Raw genomic sequence first — 15383 nt, forward strand, 5'->3', positions numbered from 1 at the left:
CAACACCCTCATGATCAACCGGTCAGCGGGGGGCCAGGGTGAGGAGGAGGACGGTGGCCGCCAGGCCGGCGGCGACCACCACGGTGATCGCGCGTGGGGCCAGCACGGCGTGCCGGCGGTCGGCCAGCAGCCGGGCCGGCGCCAGACCCACCAGCGGGCCGAGCAGCGTGCTCACCAGCGCCAGCACCGGCATCCCGACCGCCAGGTCACCGCTGGAGCCGTGGCCCAGCGCCCGCGCGCCCATACCCAACGCGTACGCGACGAGCGACCCGCCGATCCCGCAGCACACCAGCAGCGGGTTCGCCGAGCCGGGCAGCTCGCCCCGCTGGCGGATCCGGTCCAGCAGGTCCCGTACCCCGCGCAGCCGCGACACCGGGTCGCCGGTGGCCTCCCGGGCAGGCCCGGGCGGATCGCCCAGCCGCCGACCGCCGGAGCGGACCCGGGTGCGCAGCTCCTCCCACAGGTGGGCGGTCTCGGCATCCACCCGCTCCACCAGGTCCCGCGCCTCGGCCGCCTCCGACTCGGCCCGGCGGACCTGCTCGGCGGCCCCGGTCACGGCCCGTTCGGCGGCGGCGCACTGCTGCGCGTACCAGGCGTGCGCCTCGGCGCGCTGGGCGGCGACCCGGGCGGTCAGCTCGGCGAGCCGACGGATCTGGGCGGCGTACGTCTCACTGGCGACCGGTACGTTCATGAGGACGGACCGTAAGGGATGATCACCTGTCCGGTGCGGTGCACCGCCCGGTCGAAATACAGACCCCGCCACGGGCGCGGATACCAGTCCGGCCCGCCGGTGCCCGGATGCAGCGAGGAGCCCAGCTCCGCGCCCTGCACGTCGAGCGCCACCCAGGCGCCGATGTTCTCCAGGCGTGCGGCCGGGCCGCCCAGGTCGGTCCGCATCCGGGCCACCCCGCGCCACCAGGCCAGCACGTGCGTACGCCGTTCCGGCCCGTCGTGCAGGATACGGCGCAGCTGCTCCAGCCCGGTCCGCCGGCCCGCCCGGGCGGCGAGCTGAGCGGCCGCCGCGTCGACCGCGTACAGCAGCAGGTAGTGCGGGCTGGGCGGGGTGCCCGGCGCACCGAGCCCGTCGCCCACCTCCGACATCAGCTCGGGCACGCTCTCCTCGTCGTACCAGGCGGCGTCGTCGGCCAGGTCCGCGTAGAGGGCGCGGGCGGCCGGGTCGGCGTCCGGGTCGAGACAGGCGATGGAGAAACGGGCGGTGCCCGGCCGGTGCTGCCGGGCCAACGACCGGGCGGCGGCGTCCAGCACCGCGCACGCCTCCTCCACCCGGGTACCGAGCACGGCGAGGTTGCGCCCGGGGGCCCGGGGCAGCCGCATCGCCGCCGAGCGGGACTGCACGTCGATGATCTCCCCGAGCAGGGCCACCGGGCCGCGCGGCACCCCCTGCTCGGGGGCGGTCAGCGCGCCGAAGTCCGGCGCGTCGGCCAGTTTCGGGATCGCGTCGCCGTCGAACAGCCGGGCCGGGGCGGCGTCCTGCGGGCGCATCCGCCACAACCGGTGCTGCAACTCGCTCCACGTCTCCCAGTCGCTGGCCGACGGGATACGCGCCACCTGGTTCCCCTCGACCAGCCCCGACTCGGCGTTGACCACCGCGTGGTGCCGGGGCAGCGACTGCGCCGCGTCGTTGCGTTCGGCGAGGATGCGCAGCGCCTTCGGTAGCGCGATACGCAGGGTGAACTGGGCGACCAGCGCCGGCCGCCCCCACAGCGCCTCGATGCCGCGTACGTCCTGCGAGGCGAGCACCAGGTGGATGCCCTGCGAGCGGCCCCGCCGGGCCAGGTCCTCCAGCAGGTCGGCGGCCTCCCGGGCGACCACGTCCCGGCCCGCGAGCAGCGCCTGGAACTCGTCCACCACGGCCACGATGCGCGGCCAGTGTCCGGTCGGGTCCACCGCGCGCAGCTCGGCGAGCTTGGTGACCTCGTGCTTCTTCGCCGCGTCCGCCCGGCGGCGCAGCTCCTCGGCGAGGAACCGGAGCAGGGCCAGCCCGAACTCCCGGTCGGTGTTGACGTTGATCCCGACCAGCCGCATGTGTGGCAGCCAGCTCGGGTCCCGCCGGCCCTGGGCGAACCGGGCGAAGGACACCCCCTCCTTGAAGTCCAGCAGATAGAACTCCAGCTCCGCGGGGGAGTAGCGGGCAGCGAGCGCGCCGATCCAGGCGAAGATCAGGTTGGTCTTGCCGGTGCCGGAGGGGCCGCCGATCAGCGCGTGCGGCGGATAGTCGCCGAGGGTCAGCAGCACCGGCCGCCCATGCCGGCCCTCGCCGATCGGCGCGGTCAGCCCGGGGGCTGAATCCTCCCGCCAGTAATCCTCTGGCGGCGGGAGCAGATCGGTGAAGGGCGCCGGCGGGGGACCGGCGTTGACCCGGGAGGCCACCCCCCGGCAGGTCTCGGTGACCAGCCCGGCCGGGGGCGGCTCGTCGAGCACGACCGGCAGCCCGGCGATCCGGGCGTCGTCCGGCTCGACCGCGATCCGGGTCACCGTCGCGTCGTCGGGCAGTGTCATCCCGCGTACCACGAGGTGCACGCCGCAGGCCGCCCCGGTCCGCACCACCCGGTCCAGCTGGCCGCGTTCGTGCCGGGACAGCTCCTCGCCGCCGAGCAGCACCGCCACCCGCCACGGCTCCGGCCGGCGGCCGGTGGCGGCGGCCAGCTCGCGCAGCGACGCGTGCTCGCCGGCCAGCACGGTCTCGTTGATCCGGCGGATCTGCTCCACCAGGTCGTCCAGCAGCCGTCCCAGCCCGCCCGGGCCGACGAAGGTGAGCAGCCCAGCCGTGCCGAGCGGGGCGAACCCGGCCAACCCGCCGCCCAGGTGATCCGGGTCGTACCCGAAGAGTCGGACCGTGCCCGGCTCGGCGCGCCCGAGCGAGCGCAGCAGCAGGGCCGGCACCACCGCGGCGATGCCCGCCCGGTCACCGCCGGCCAGGTGCACGTGACCGGCGTCCAGCAGCGGCACCAGCGCCGGCACCGGCTCGGCGCCGGGAATGCGTACCGTGCCGACCCGGACCGCGCCGGGCGGTTCGGCCCGGTCGGCGGGGGTGACCCGCCACCGGTCCCACGGCGCGGACGCCGCGCCGGGCGCCTCCCGCTGCGCCGCCGTGGCGGCCCGCCGGACCAGCTCCGCGATCCGGGCGGTGTGCCGGGCGTCGATCTCGGCCAGCCGGCCGTCGCGGGCGGCGCCCACCCGCTCGGGTACGGCCACCGCGGCTCGGCGTACCCGATCCAGCCGCTCCCGGCCGGCGGCCAGTTCGGCGTCGGCGGCGGCCAGCCGGTTCCGGGCCGCGCCGAGGGCCTCGGAGAGCAGGTCCCGGACCCGCGACACCAGGCGGGTGCGGACGTCAGCCATGCGCACCCCGGGACGGTTCCCGCTCGACGGCGTCCGCCGGCAGGTCGCGGCCGAGCCGGTCCAGCAGCACCCCGGTGACCACCCCGGCGGTGACCGCCGGATCCGCCGCGTGCGGCTGCTCCTGGTCCTCGGCGCGACGGGGCGGTGGCATCCGGCAGACCCGGGTGAGCAGGGCGTCCAGCACCGGTGGTGGCAGCCCGGGCAGCAGGTCGCGGACCCGCCCGTCCAGCTCCCGGCGCAGCCGGCCGAGATCGTCGGCGCGGGGCGGGTGCCCGAGCAACTCCCCGGCCAGGTCGCGCAGCAGCGGCGGAGCGACCGCGGCCAGCCCTAGCCCCACGTCGGCGTGTGCCCGGCGCAGCTCGCGGTGCAGCCGGTCCCGGTCGCCCGAGCGGACCCCGGTCACCACCCGGCGCAGCAGTTCCCGGGAGTCGCCGACCTGCTCGTCCGGCTCGTCCGACGGGCCCTCCCGGCCGCCGGTCAGCTCCGCCACCCGCACCGCCCACCAGCGCCGCGCCGTCGGGTCGACGCCCTGCTCCGGTCCGGCGCCCGGCGCCGGCGGCGCCACCTCGCGGGGCGCGTCGTGCCGGGGCTGTCGCTCGTCGGCCTTCGGCGCGGGCGCCCCGTCGGCGGCGAGGCCGATCGCGGCCAGGTACGCCGACAGCTGCTCCTGCGCCACCCGCAGCGCGTACCCGGCGGTCTCGGCGTGCTCGGTCGCGGCCGACAGCTCCGGCGCCCCCATCGGGTTGGCCGACTCCTGCCGCACCCAGCGCAGCCGCTCGGTGGCCTGGCCGAACTTCTCCAACGCGACGGCGAGCTGGGCGAGCGGCAGCTCGTCGGCGACGGCGCGTACCTGCGCGCCGATGTCCTCGATGATGGACACGGTCGGTCCTAGAGGGAGGCGACGTAGAGTTGCGCCTGCTCGACCGCGACCAGCGTGGCGGCGAGACATTCCTCCAGCTCCTGGCTGGCCTGGGTCAGCGACGCCTGGGCCGCCTCGACCGTCTCGTGTCCGCTGCCCTCCAGTGCGCCGGCCAGGGTCTGCTGCGCCTCGGCCAGCTTCTCACCGGCCGCCTGCACGGCTGTCTGCCCGTCACCTATCTGCTGGAGGGCGACATCAATGGCTGCCTTCAGCTCGGCGACGCTCGCCACGGGGGACCTCCTGAGGGCGGGGAGATCTCCATTACAACCCATCCCGCTGGGGGAAAGAACAACCGCCCTCGCGGTGTTCCTGCCCGACTGTCCGATCACGCCCCTGACGTGCGCGTTCGTCCGCTGCGCGTCCGGCAGGCCGGTCCCGCCGACGGGGCAACCAGTCCCGTCCACGGTCCACCCCGCCGCCGTGGCCGGCCGCAGCACCGGTCAAGACGCGGCCGGCGGGGCGCTCAGCCGTCCCGGGGCAGCCAACGCGGGCCGTGCACCTCGGCGCCCAGCGCGCGCACCCGGGCCCGCAGCTCCCGGTCGGCGGTGACGACGACGCTGCGCCGCCGCGCCGCCGCTGCGGCGACCAGCTCGACCATGGTGTCGTCACCCGAGCCGGGCGCGGCGACCACCCCGACGCCCGGCACCGCGGCCACGCCCCGCGCCGCCCCCTCCACCACCAGCACCACCTCGATCGGCGGCGGCAGCTCCGGCGGCACGCCCGCCTCGGCCAGTGGCACCAACGCGTCACGCAGCCGGGCCGCCGCCCCGGCCCGGTCCCGCCACCAGCCGTCCGGCCGGGAGCCCACCACGTTCGCCCCGTCGACGATCAGCAGCGGCCTGGTGTCCATCCCCCAAGCGTGCCACCGAGCCGGCTGCCACCGGTGCACCGGGACCCGCTCGCGTTTGTTGCGCCGACCGCCGGGTAGCCACCGCAGACCGTGCCGCGCCAGGTCGCCTCGGCGACCGTGCCCGCCCGAGGAGCGGAGGACAGAGATGATGGGACCCGGTGACTTCGGCTCCGACCCGTGGGACGAGTTCCTGGCCCGGTACTTCGGCCGGGGCGAGGGGGGACGCCGGCCGGCGCACCGGGTCGACATCACCCGGCTGATGACCGCCGACGCGCGGGAGATGCTCGCCGACGCGGCCCGCCGGGCGGCGCAGAAGCACAGCAACGACCTGGACACCGACCACCTGCTCTGGGCGGCGCTGCAACGCGAGCCGCTGCGCGACCTGGTCCGCCGCGCCGGCGCCGACCCGGACGCCCTGGTAAACGCCCTCGGCGGGCGCGGCGACGGGGCACCCCGGGGCGAGGTGCCACCGAACCTGTCGCTCACCCCGGCGGCCAAGCGGGCGCTGCTCGACGCTCACCAGCTGTCCCGGGCGATGGGCGCCAACTACATCGGCCCCGAGCACATCCTGATGGCCCTGCCGCTGAACCCGGAGTCGCCGGCCGGGCGGATGCTCGCCGCCGGCCGGATCCAGCCCGAGTCGTTGCAGGCGGCCAGCGCGGAACGCGGGGGCACGCCGCGGCCCGACCGGGGCACCCCGACTCTCGACCAGTACGGCCAGGACCTCACCGAGCTGGCCCGCAACGACCAGATCGACCCGGTGATCGGGCGGGCGGACGAGATCGAGCAGGCGGTGGAGATCCTGTCCCGCCGGACCAAGAACAACCCGGTGCTCATCGGTGAGGCCGGTGTCGGCAAGACCGCCATCGTGGAGGGGCTGGCCGAGCGGATCTGCGACGGGGACGTGCCGCAGACCCTGATCGGCAAGCGGGTGATCCAGCTCGACCTGCCCGGACTGGTCGCCGGCACCCGCTACCGCGGCGACTTCGAGGAACGGCTCAAGAAGGTGATCGACGAGATCCGGGCGCACCGCGACGAGCTGATCATCTTCCTGGACGAGATCCACACCCTGGTCGGCGCGGGCGGCGCCGGCAGCGAGGGCGGCATGGACGCGTCCAACATGCTCAAGCCCGCCCTCGCGCGGGGCGAGCTGCGGGTGATCGGCGCGACCACGCTGGACGAGTACCGGCGCAGCATCGAGAAGGACGCCGCGCTGGCCCGCCGGTTCCAGCCGGTCTTCGTGCCCGAACCCAGCGTCGAGGACACCGTCACCATCCTGCGCGGCCTGCGCGACCGGTACGAGGCGCACCACCAGGTCCGGTTCACCGACGAGGCCCTCGTCGCCGCCGCCGAGCTGTCCGACCGGTACGTCACCGACCGCTACCTGCCGGACAAGGCAATCGACCTGATCGACCAGGCCGGGGCCCGCGTTCGGCTGCGTACCCGCACGCCCGCCGAGGACGTGCGGGAGCTGGAACGGCAGCTCGACGAGATTCGCCGCAACAAGGATCAGGCGGTCGCCGACGAGCAGTACGAGCGCGCCTCCGAACTGCGCGACCGGGTGTCCGACCTGGAGGACCAGATCGGGCGAGCGAAGGGGGAGGGTGAGCCGTCGAACGTGCCGACGGTCGGGCCGACGGAGATCGCCGAGGTGGTCTCCCGGGCCACCGGCATCCCGATCACCCAGCTCACCGAGGAGGAACGGGACCGGCTGCTGCGCCTGGAGGGATACCTGCACGAGAAGGTGATCGGGCAGGACGACGCGGTCAGCGCGGTCGCCGAGGCGGTCCGGCGCTCGCGTACCGGCCTGGCCGACCCGAACCGGCCGATGGGCAGTTTCCTCTTCCTCGGCCCCACCGGCGTGGGCAAGACCGAGCTGGCCCGGGCCCTGGCCGAGGCGCTCTTCGGGGAGGCGGACCGGATGGTCCGGGTGGACATGAGCGAGTTCCAGGAGCGGCACACGGTCAGCCGACTGGTCGGCGCCCCACCTGGGTACGTCGGTTACGAGGAGGCCGGCCAGCTCACCGAGGCGGTCCGCCGCCGTCCGTACGCGGTGGTGCTGCTGGACGAGATCGAGAAGGCCCACCCCGATGTGTTCAACATCCTGCTCCAGGTGCTCGACGACGGCCGGCTCACCGACAGCCAGGGCCGGACGGTGAACTTCAAGAACACCGTACTGATCATGACGAGCAACCTGGGCTCGGAGTTGATCACCGGCACCCAGCGCACGGTCGGTTTCGCCACCGGCGAGCCCGGGGGGCAGGAGGCCACCGAGCTGCGCGAGCGGCTGATGCGCCGGCTCCAGGAGAACTTCCGGCCGGAGTTCCTCAACCGCATCGACGAGATCATCATCTTCCAGCGGCTGGAGGCCCAGCAACTGCGCCAGATCACCGAGCTGCTGCTGGAGGAGACCCGTCGGCGCTTGCACGCCCAGGACATTCAGGTCGACTTCACCACGGCCGGGGTCGACTGGCTGGCCGAGCACGGCTACCAGCCGGAGTTCGGCGCCCGGCCGCTGCGCCGGGTGATCCAGCGGGAGGTCGACAACCGGCTTTCCCGGATGCTGCTGGGGGACGAGATCTCCCCCGGCCAGCGGGTCACGGTCGACGTGCAGGACGGCCAGCTCGCCTTCCAGGTGGCCGCCGGCGAACGCGGCCACACCGCCGCCGCGACGTCCCATCCGCGGTGAACGATGAGGCGCCATCCGCGCCGTGCGGCGCGGCGTCATCCCCGACCCAGCGGAGGGCGGACATGACCGAACCCGAGGAAACCCGGGAGGACACCGAGCGCAGCGAACCGATCGTCGCGCCCCCGACGGCCAATCCGTCCCGGGTCAAGGTGCCGCCGGAGGGCCTCAAGCAGCACACCGACAAGGGCGAGGGCGACCCGACGCGGTCCGGGCCGCCGTCGCGAGAGGAGGCGTGATGGTACGCGAGGCACGACTCGAACCAGAGGTCGAGGTGATCTGGGACGACTTTCACGCCGAGGTGAACGTCCCGTCCGAGAAGCTGCGGCAGTGGCTGCTCACCCGCGGCTCGGGGGAGGAGGCGTTCGGGCCGAACCCGGACCTGGACCTGCCCGAGCCGGGCCGGCAGATCCTCGCCGTGCTCACCAAGCGCAAGGTGGACCTCACCCCGGAGGACATCGAGGTGATGCGGGAGGCCATCGACCGGATCCGGGAGCTGGCGGCGGCGAAGCCGAGCCGGGGCAACGCCGACGACGAGTGGCGGCACTCCCTGCTCGACCTCGGCCACGACGTCCTCATCGAACGCTGAGCCGACTCGCACGACGAGGCGGACCCGATCGACGGCACCCGGACTGCGTCCCGGGTGCCGTCCCCTCGTCGGGTCTATTCCATGCTGGGCAGTTGCAGCCCGACCGCGTCGGCGGCGGCCTGCCGGTCGGCGCGGGCCCGCTCCTCGCGGCTGAGCAGGTTCGCGTACTCGGTGATGTCGGTCGGGTCGGGCACCTCCGGCAGCCGGCGCAGAAACGTCTCCACGTCCTCGGCGGCGGCGGTGTGCGCGGCAGCCGCCTGGCGCAGCAGCTCCCGCTGGTCCGCGGCGGGGTACAGATCAGTCATGCCGCCCTGATACCCGCGCTCAGGCGGTTCGCACCCAACCGGCCGTCGTTGGCTGGGCGCCGAAGCCGGGATGCCACCGCAGCCAGGCCAGGTAGTCCGGATGCGGCGCCAGCGCGTCGGTATACGCGGCCACCGCCGTCTCCAGGACCGTCCCGGCGACCCGGGCGGCCGGCGTGTCCGGGTGCCAGCCCAGCAGCAGCCGCCAGCGCAGCGGCGCCCCGGCCAGCCGGCGGGTCACCAGCCCGGCCGGCGGCCGGAAGGTGGCCTGACAGAGCGCCACCCCCTCGCCCGCGTCGACCAGGTCCACGCAGCCGCGCACGTCCGCCTCGTACAGCTTGCGCGGGGTGAAGCCGGCGCGGGCGCAGGCGGCGGCGAAGCAGTCGCCGAAGCACCCGTCGCCGGGCGCCGCCACCCACTGCTCACGCCGCAGGTCCACCAGGCGCACCTCGTCCCGGCCGGCCAGCGGGTGGTGCTGCGGGAGCAGTACGAAGATCGGGTCGACGGCCACCTCCCGCCAGCTCAGCCCGAACGCGGCCGACGGGCTGGCGTCCCCGCACACCCCGGTGAGGGCGAAGTCGAGCCGGCCGCCGGCCACCAGCTGGGCCAGCTCGTCCACCGACCAGGACGCGTACGTGGTGATGCCCACGTCGGGTTGCTCGGCGGCGAGCCGGTGCACCAGCCGGCCGAGGATCGGGCTGTTCACCCCGCCGAACCGGTAGCGGCTCGGCGGATCCCCCGCCCCGGCCAGCCGGGCCGCCTCGTCCTGGAGGCCCTTCATCGCCGGCAGCAGCACCCGGGCCCGGTCCAGCACCAGCTCGCCGAGCGCGGTGGGGCGGGCGCCACGGCGATCCCGCTCGAACAGTGGACCGCCGAGGGTCCGCTCGATGCGCTGGAGCTGGGCGGTCACCGCCGGCTGGGCCAGACCGAGCGTCGAGGCCGCCTTGGTGACGCTCCCCTTCTCCGCGATCGCACAGACCACCCGCAGGTGTCGCAGCTCCAGGTTCATACGGCGACCGTAGGGCCACGAAGGGGTATGCGGAAGAGCCGTTCGTCATCGGCGTACCTCGATCAGCCGGGCCGCCGCAGTGCGCCGGCCCGAGGCGCGGGCGGGCCTCGGCGCTCCCGGCGCCGTGACAGGTCCGACGGGTGCGTACGCCGGCCGCCGGAGCCGGCTGGTATGAAGATGCGATGACGAGCGACGCCGCCACCGCCACCGCCCGACCGGTCCCCACCGACGAGGTCGTGGACCTCTGTCGCGACCTGCTTCGTATCGACACCACCAACACCGGGGACAACGACACCAGCGTCGGAGAGCGGCGCGCGGCGGAGTACGTCGCGGAGAAGCTCGCCGAGGTCGGGGTCGACGCGGAGATCCACGAGTCGGCGCCAGGCCGGGCCAACCTCGTCGCCCGGATCCCGGGCACCGACCCGGGGCGGGACGCCCTACTGGTGCACGGCCACCTCGACGTGGTGCCCGCCGACCCGGACGAGTGGTCGGTGCACCCGTTCTCCGGCGAAATCCGCGACGGCTACCTGTGGGGCCGCGGCGCGATCGACATGAAGGACTTCGACGCGATGGTGCTCGCCGTGGTCCGCGGCTGGCAGCGCACCGGCGTGCGGCCCGCGAGGGACATCGTGCTCGCCTTCACCGCCGACGAGGAGGCCGGCAGCGACTACGGCGCGCACTACCTCGCCCGCGAGCACCGCGGCCTCTTCGACGGCTGCACCGAGGCGATCGGCGAGGTCGGCGGCTTCTCCTACTCGGTCGACGAGCAGCAGCGGCTCTATCTGATCGAGACCGCCGAGAAGGGCATCGACTGGCTGCGCCTGCACGCCAAGGGCCGTCCCGGCCACGGCTCGATGATGCACGACGACAACGCGGTCACCGCGCTCGCCGAGGCGGTCGCACGGATCGGCCAGCACCGCTTCCCGGTGGTGGTCACCGACACCGTGCGGGCGTTCCTCGCCGAGGTCTCCGACGTCCTCGGCATCGACATCGACCCGGAGGACCCGGAGGCCGCGATCGCCAAGCTCGGCCCGATCGCCAACATCATCGGCGCGACCATCCGCAACACCGCCAACCCGACCCGGCTGGCCGCCGGCTACAAGGACAACGTCATTCCCGGCCGGGCCACCGCCACCATCGACTGCCGCAGCCTGCCCGGCCAGTCGGAGTTGCTGGAGCGGCAGTTGCGTGAGCTGGTCGGTCCGGACATCGCCATCGAGTACATCCAGCGCCAGCCCGCTCTGGAGACCACCTTCGACGGCGACCTGGTCGAGGCCATGTCCGCCGCGCTGCGCGCCGAGGACCCGGGCGCCCGACCGGTGCCCTACATGCTCTCCGGCGGCACCGACGCCAAGGCGTTCTCACAGCTCGGCATCCGCTGCTTCGGCTTCGCGCCGCTTCGGCTGCCCGCCGACCTCAATTTCTCCGGCCTGTTCCACGGCATCGACGAGCGGGTTCCGCTGGACGGACTACAGTTCGGCGTGCGGGTTCTCGACCGGTTTCTCCGCAACTGCTGACCGTGTCCGTCGCGTCACCGTCGGCGCGGAATTTCCGCCATTTCTGAAGGGACTGCCACACCATGACCGACCAGCACGGTGAGCTGGACGCCGCCCTCGAGCGGGTGATCGACGCGGCCCGCGCCCACCTGGCCGCCGTCCGTGCCGCCCAGGGCCGGATCGACGACGACGCCGTCTGGCAGGCGTACGTCAATTTGAACAACGCCTCGTTCGCGTACGACGAGCTGCTGCTCGACGCGTTCGGCGAGGTGACCCCGTGGGACGTCGAGTCGATCGACCCGGACGAGGCCGACGAGCGCTTCGGCGCGATCGAGGGCGTCGAGGCCACCGACCCGCACCCGCGGGTCATCTCGGTGCGGCAGCGCCGCGATTACCGCGTACCGAGCGTGTCCGCCCTGATCCGCGCGGCCGAGGCGGCCCGCCGCGAGGGCACCCCCGAGGAAGACGAGCCGGCCCCGGTTGAGGGCGTCGGCGAGGCCGTGCTGGAGCTGCTGCAGAGCGGCGACGGCTCGCTCAGCGCGCTGGACGTTCCCGAGCTGGAGCCGCTCGACGGCCTGGTCATGGTTAGCGAGGTCGGCACCCCGGTCGACCTGGAGTCGTTCGATGACGACGACCCGCTGGGCCCGTTCCAGCCGGCCCCCGACGACCGCCTCGTCGGCCGGCTCGACGAGCACCCGTTCCTCGAGCTCGACGACGAGCACGACCACGCCCACCATTAGGCCGTGACGTTCCCGGGGCCCGACCACGCGGTCGGGCCCTTGGGAGACCCGGAAAGCTTCCGGGGCCCTCAGTACGACAGGCCCGGCTGCGGCTGGTTGACCCGGCGGCGGCGCAGCACCACCTGCCGCGTGCCGTCCCGGTACAGCCGCACCCGGGCCAGTTCCCAGCCGGAGAACTCCGCCTGGATCGCCAGCTGCGCCGCAGCGGTCAACCGGTCGACGTTCGATGGCAACCGCAGCGGCGCGTATTCGTAGTCCATGAGCCCTATGCTGCCCAGCCCGGTGGCCCACCGCCACCCCCTGCGAGTGGCCCGCATCGCGTCCCGGGCTCAGCCGTCCCGTTCCGGGTAGCCGACCGGCACCGCCGAGACGTCGTCCAGGGCGGTGACGATCTCCTCCGGCAGGGTCATCCGTTCCACCTGAAGGGCACCGAGGAGCTGCCCCACGGTACGGGCGCCCAGGATCGGCGCGGTCACCCCGGGCCGGTCCCGGACCCAGGCCAGCGCTACCTCGAGCGGCGACACGCCCAGCCCGCCGGCAGCGGTGGCGACCGCCTCCACGATGCTTGAGCAGCGCGGCTCCAGGTACGTGGCGACGAAGCGCTCGAAGTGCGGCGACGCGGCCCGGGAGTCCGCCGGGCGGCCGTGCCGGTACTTGCCGGTGAGCACCCCGCGCCCCAACGGCGACCAGGGCAGCACCCCCAGCCCCATCGCCGCGCAGGCGGGCAGAACCTCGCGCTCCACACCCCGCTCCAGCAGCGAGTACTCCACCTGCGCGGCGACCACCGGGGCCCGCCCCGGCCAGGCGGCCTGCCAGGCGGCGGCCCGGGCGGTCTGCCAGCCGGAGAAGTTGGACACCCCCACGTAACGGGCCTTGCCGCTGGACACCGCGTGGTCCAGCGCGCCCAGGGTCTCTTCCAGTGGGGTGTCCGGGTCGTATCCGTGCACCTGCCACAGGTCGACGTGGTCGGTGCCGAGCCGGCGCAGCGACGCCTCGAGGGTCCGCAGCAGGTGGCCCCGGGAGCCGTCCCGGCGGCGACCGCTGCCCGGCCGCAGCCCCGCCTTGGTCGCGATGAGCAGCTCGTCCCGGGCGACCAGGCTGCCCAGCAGCGAGCCGATCACCGACTCGGCGTCGCCGTCGGCGTACACGTCGGCGGTGTCGACGAGGTTGCCCCCCGCGTCCAGGTAGCTCTTCAGTTGGGCGGCCGCGTCGTCGGCGTCGGTGTCCCGTCCCCAGGTCATGGTGCCGAGCGCGAGCCGCGAAACCGCCAGCCCGCTTCGGCCGAGCGGTCGCTGTTGCATGGGTGAACCTTATTTCGAACCTCGCGTCACGGATATCCTCGCCCGGAGTCAAGTTCCTGCTCCACCGTCGGGCCGGGTTCGGTGATCCGTTCGAGGTAAGCCGGGGTCGGCCCGGCCACCCGTATTGCGTAACCTGATGCGACCTGTGGTGCGGACGGTGGGAGGACCAGTGCGACTCGGGCTCAGCCTCGGATACCAGACGGCGTGGAGTAGTCCGGCCGATCATCTGGCCCTGGCCCAGGAGGCAGACCGGCTCGGCTATTCGGTGGTGTGGGCGGCGGAGGCCTACGGTTCCGACTCGCCGAGCATGCTGGCCTGGATCGCCGGCCAGACCGAGCGGATCGACGTGGGCAGCGCGGTGATGCAGATCCCCGCCCGTACGCCGGCGATGACCGCGATGACCGCGGCGACCATCGACGCGCTCTCCGGTGGCCGGTTCCGCCTCGGCCTGGGCGTCTCCGGTCCGCAGGTCTCCGAGGGCTGGCACGGCGTCCGCTTCGCCAAGCCCCTGGCCCGCACCCGCGAGTACGTCGACATCGTGAAGCTGGCGGTCGCCCGCAAGGAGGTCGCGTACGACGGGGAGCACTACACGTTGCCGCTGCCGGACGGGCCGGGCAAGGCGCTGCGGCTGGGCTTCCATCCACCACGCCAGCACATTCCGATCTATCTGGCGGCAGTCGGCCCGAAGAACCTGGAGCTGGCCGGCGAGATCGCCGACGGCTGGCTGGCTGTCTTCTACGCGCCCGAGTTCGCCGAGGAGCAGCTCGCCCCTGTGCGCGCGGGCCGCGCCAAGGCCGGCAAGGAGTTGGCGGGCTTCGACGTGGTGCCGTCCGTCCCGGTGGTGGTCGGCGACGACATCGCCTCCTGCGCCGAGCTGGTCCGCTGGTACGCCGCCCTCTACGTCGGCGGCATGGGCAGCCGACAGCAGAACTTCTACAACCAGCTGGCCACCCGGATGGGCTACGGCGACGCCGCCCGTGAGGTGCAGGACCTCTACCTGGCCAAGCGGCAGCGCGACGCCGCCGCCGCGGTGCCGATGGAGTTCATCGACCGCACCTCGCTGCTCGGTCCCAAGGAGCGCATCGCCGATCGGATGCGGGAGTACGCCGCGGCCGGCGTGACCACCCTGTCGGTGTCCCTGTTCGCCGCCGACCGGGAGAGCGGTGTGCAGACCCTGCGCACCGTCGCCGAGGCATTCGAGCTTGCTGGAGTTGGCGAGTGACCTGGGTAGAGGCCATCGTCCTGGGCATCGTCCAGGGGCTCACGGAATTCCTGCCCGTCTCGTCCTCCGGGCACCTGCGGATCACCTCGGCGCTCTTCTTCAACCGGGACGCGGGCGCCTCGTTCACCGCGGTGACCCAGCTCGGCACCGAGGCGGCGGTGCTCATCTACTTCGCCAAGGACATCTGGCGGATCGTCCGTACCTGGGTGGTCGGCCTGTTCGACCGCTCGGTGCGCGCCAGCCTCGACTACCGGATGGGCTGGTACGTCATCGTCGGCACCATCCCGATCGGGATTTTCGGGCTGCTGTTCAAGGACCAGATCCGCACCGCCGGCCGGAACCTGTACCTGATCTCCTTCACGTTGATCTTCTTCGCGTTGGTGCTGGCCTTTGCCGAGTACTGGGGGCGGCAGACCCGCACGCTGGAGAACTTCCGGATGCGCGACGGCGTCGTCATGGGCTTCGCCCAGGCCATGGCGCTGATTCCCGGCGTGTCCCGATCCGGCGGCACGCTCACCGCCGGCCTGCTGCTCAACCTGACCCGGGAGACGGCGGCGCGATACTCGTTCCTGCTCGCGATCCCGGCGGTGGTGATCTCCGGCGTGTTCAGCCTGCCGGACGTCTTCGAACCGTCCGCGCCGGGGACCGCCGCGCCGAGCACGGCCCAGATGGCCGTCGCGACGCTGATCGCCTTCGTCATCGGGTACGCGGCCATCGCCTGGCTGCTGCGTTACGTCGCCCACCACACCCTGTACCTCTTCGTCCTCTACCGGGTGGCACTCGGGTCGTTGGTCCTCTGCCTGCTCCTCACCGGGGTGCTTTCCCCTACCTGATCCGCAGGACGCCGTTGGCCGGCACCCCGGGTTCGGGGTGCCGGCCAACGTGTCGTTCAAGCGGGGTCAGCTGTTC

16 protein-coding genes are annotated in these 15383 nt (G+C 73.7%); 7 read left to right on the plus strand and 9 right to left on the minus strand.

All coding sequences use genetic code 11. The features are described 5' to 3' along the window. Positions 1-22 precede the first annotated feature (22 nt). The 5 genes from AB0C02_RS16845 to AB0C02_RS16865 form a co-directional block, all read right to left on the minus strand. Positions 23-691 (minus strand): hypothetical protein, encoded by a 669-nt coding sequence (locus AB0C02_RS16845; RefSeq protein ID WP_357549042.1) that lies wholly within the window; start codon positions 689-691, stop codon positions 23-25. Continuing rightward, the gene (locus AB0C02_RS16850) at positions 688-3360 is read right to left on the minus strand and encodes an FtsK/SpoIIIE domain-containing protein (RefSeq protein WP_357549045.1); all 2673 of its coding nucleotides are present in this window, start codon (positions 3358-3360) and stop codon (positions 688-690) included. Before AB0C02_RS16850 ends, AB0C02_RS16845 begins: the two co-directional genes overlap by 4 nt. After that, positions 3353-4240: a hypothetical protein gene (locus tag AB0C02_RS16855; RefSeq protein ID WP_357549047.1), complete on the minus strand. Its 888-nt coding sequence runs from the start codon at positions 4238-4240 to the stop codon at positions 3353-3355. The genes AB0C02_RS16850 and AB0C02_RS16855 overlap by 8 nt, the downstream gene beginning before the upstream one ends. 8 nt (positions 4241-4248) lie before the next feature. Continuing rightward, entirely contained in the window at positions 4249-4509 is a 261-nt protein-coding gene (locus AB0C02_RS16860) for a hypothetical protein (protein WP_357549050.1), read from the minus strand. Positions 4510-4742: 233 nt separating this feature from the next. Beyond that, entirely contained in the window at positions 4743-5129 is a 387-nt protein-coding gene (locus AB0C02_RS16865; RefSeq protein WP_357549052.1) for a hypothetical protein, read from the minus strand. Between the two features lie 145 nt (positions 5130-5274). Here AB0C02_RS16865 and AB0C02_RS16870 point away from each other — a divergent pair, with 145 nt between their 5' ends. From AB0C02_RS16870 to AB0C02_RS16880, 3 genes are all read left to right on the plus strand, one after another. Further along, positions 5275-7818, plus strand: coding sequence for an ATP-dependent Clp protease ATP-binding subunit (locus AB0C02_RS16870; RefSeq protein WP_357549057.1), 2544 nt, complete (start codon positions 5275-5277; stop codon positions 7816-7818). A gap of 62 nt (positions 7819-7880) precedes the next feature. After that, positions 7881-8054: a hypothetical protein gene (locus AB0C02_RS16875; protein ID WP_357549058.1), complete on the plus strand. Its 174-nt coding sequence runs from the start codon at positions 7881-7883 to the stop codon at positions 8052-8054. Continuing rightward, positions 8054-8404 carry a DUF3140 domain-containing protein gene (locus tag AB0C02_RS16880; RefSeq protein WP_357549059.1) on the plus strand — a complete coding sequence of 117 codons (351 nt, stop codon included), beginning with the start codon at positions 8054-8056 and terminating at the stop codon, positions 8402-8404. Before AB0C02_RS16875 ends, AB0C02_RS16880 begins: the two co-directional genes overlap by 1 nt. A 74-nt stretch (positions 8405-8478) precedes the next feature. Here the strand turns inward: AB0C02_RS16880 and AB0C02_RS16885 are convergent, their stop codons facing one another. Together AB0C02_RS16885 and AB0C02_RS16890 are read right to left on the minus strand one after the other, a co-directional pair. Further along, positions 8479-8709, minus strand: coding sequence for a hypothetical protein (locus tag AB0C02_RS16885; protein ID WP_357549060.1), 231 nt, complete (start codon positions 8707-8709; stop codon positions 8479-8481). A gap of 19 nt (positions 8710-8728) precedes the next feature. Next, positions 8729-9715: a LysR family transcriptional regulator gene (locus AB0C02_RS16890; RefSeq protein WP_357549061.1), complete on the minus strand. Its 987-nt coding sequence runs from the start codon at positions 9713-9715 to the stop codon at positions 8729-8731. A 182-nt stretch (positions 9716-9897) separates the two neighbouring features. Between AB0C02_RS16890 and AB0C02_RS16895 the strand changes: the two genes are divergently transcribed. Together AB0C02_RS16895 and AB0C02_RS16900 are read left to right on the plus strand one after the other, a co-directional pair. Continuing rightward, positions 9898-11232: a M20/M25/M40 family metallo-hydrolase gene (locus tag AB0C02_RS16895; RefSeq protein WP_357549062.1), complete on the plus strand. Its 1335-nt coding sequence runs from the start codon at positions 9898-9900 to the stop codon at positions 11230-11232. 62 nt (positions 11233-11294) lie between these two features. After that, a complete protein-coding gene (locus AB0C02_RS16900) occupies positions 11295-11951 on the plus strand; it encodes a hypothetical protein (protein WP_357549063.1) in 657 nt (218 codons plus the stop codon). Between the two features lie 68 nt (positions 11952-12019). Here the strand turns inward: AB0C02_RS16900 and AB0C02_RS16905 are convergent, their stop codons facing one another. Both AB0C02_RS16905 and AB0C02_RS16910 read right to left on the minus strand, forming a co-directional pair. Beyond that, positions 12020-12211 (minus strand): DUF5703 family protein, encoded by a 192-nt coding sequence (locus AB0C02_RS16905; RefSeq protein WP_036378156.1) that lies wholly within the window; start codon positions 12209-12211, stop codon positions 12020-12022. Positions 12212-12280: 69 nt separating this feature from the next. Further along, positions 12281-13252 carry an aldo/keto reductase gene (locus AB0C02_RS16910; protein WP_357549064.1) on the minus strand — a complete coding sequence of 324 codons (972 nt, stop codon included), beginning with the start codon at positions 13250-13252 and terminating at the stop codon, positions 12281-12283. Positions 13253-13421: 169 nt separating this feature from the next. On the opposite strand from AB0C02_RS16910, the gene AB0C02_RS16915 reads away from it, so the two are divergent. Together AB0C02_RS16915 and AB0C02_RS16920 are read left to right on the plus strand one after the other, a co-directional pair. Continuing rightward, positions 13422-14474, plus strand: coding sequence for an LLM class F420-dependent oxidoreductase (locus AB0C02_RS16915; RefSeq protein WP_357549065.1), 1053 nt, complete (start codon positions 13422-13424; stop codon positions 14472-14474). Continuing rightward, entirely contained in the window at positions 14471-15307 is an 837-nt protein-coding gene (locus AB0C02_RS16920) for an undecaprenyl-diphosphate phosphatase (RefSeq protein ID WP_357549066.1), read from the plus strand. The genes AB0C02_RS16915 and AB0C02_RS16920 overlap by 4 nt, the downstream gene beginning before the upstream one ends. The last annotated feature ends 76 nt before the right edge of the window (positions 15308-15383 follow it).

The sequence above is a fragment of the Micromonospora sp. NPDC048999 genome (assembly GCF_040649295.1).
In the GTDB taxonomy this organism is placed as follows: Bacteria; Actinomycetota; Actinomycetes; order Mycobacteriales; family Micromonosporaceae; genus Micromonospora.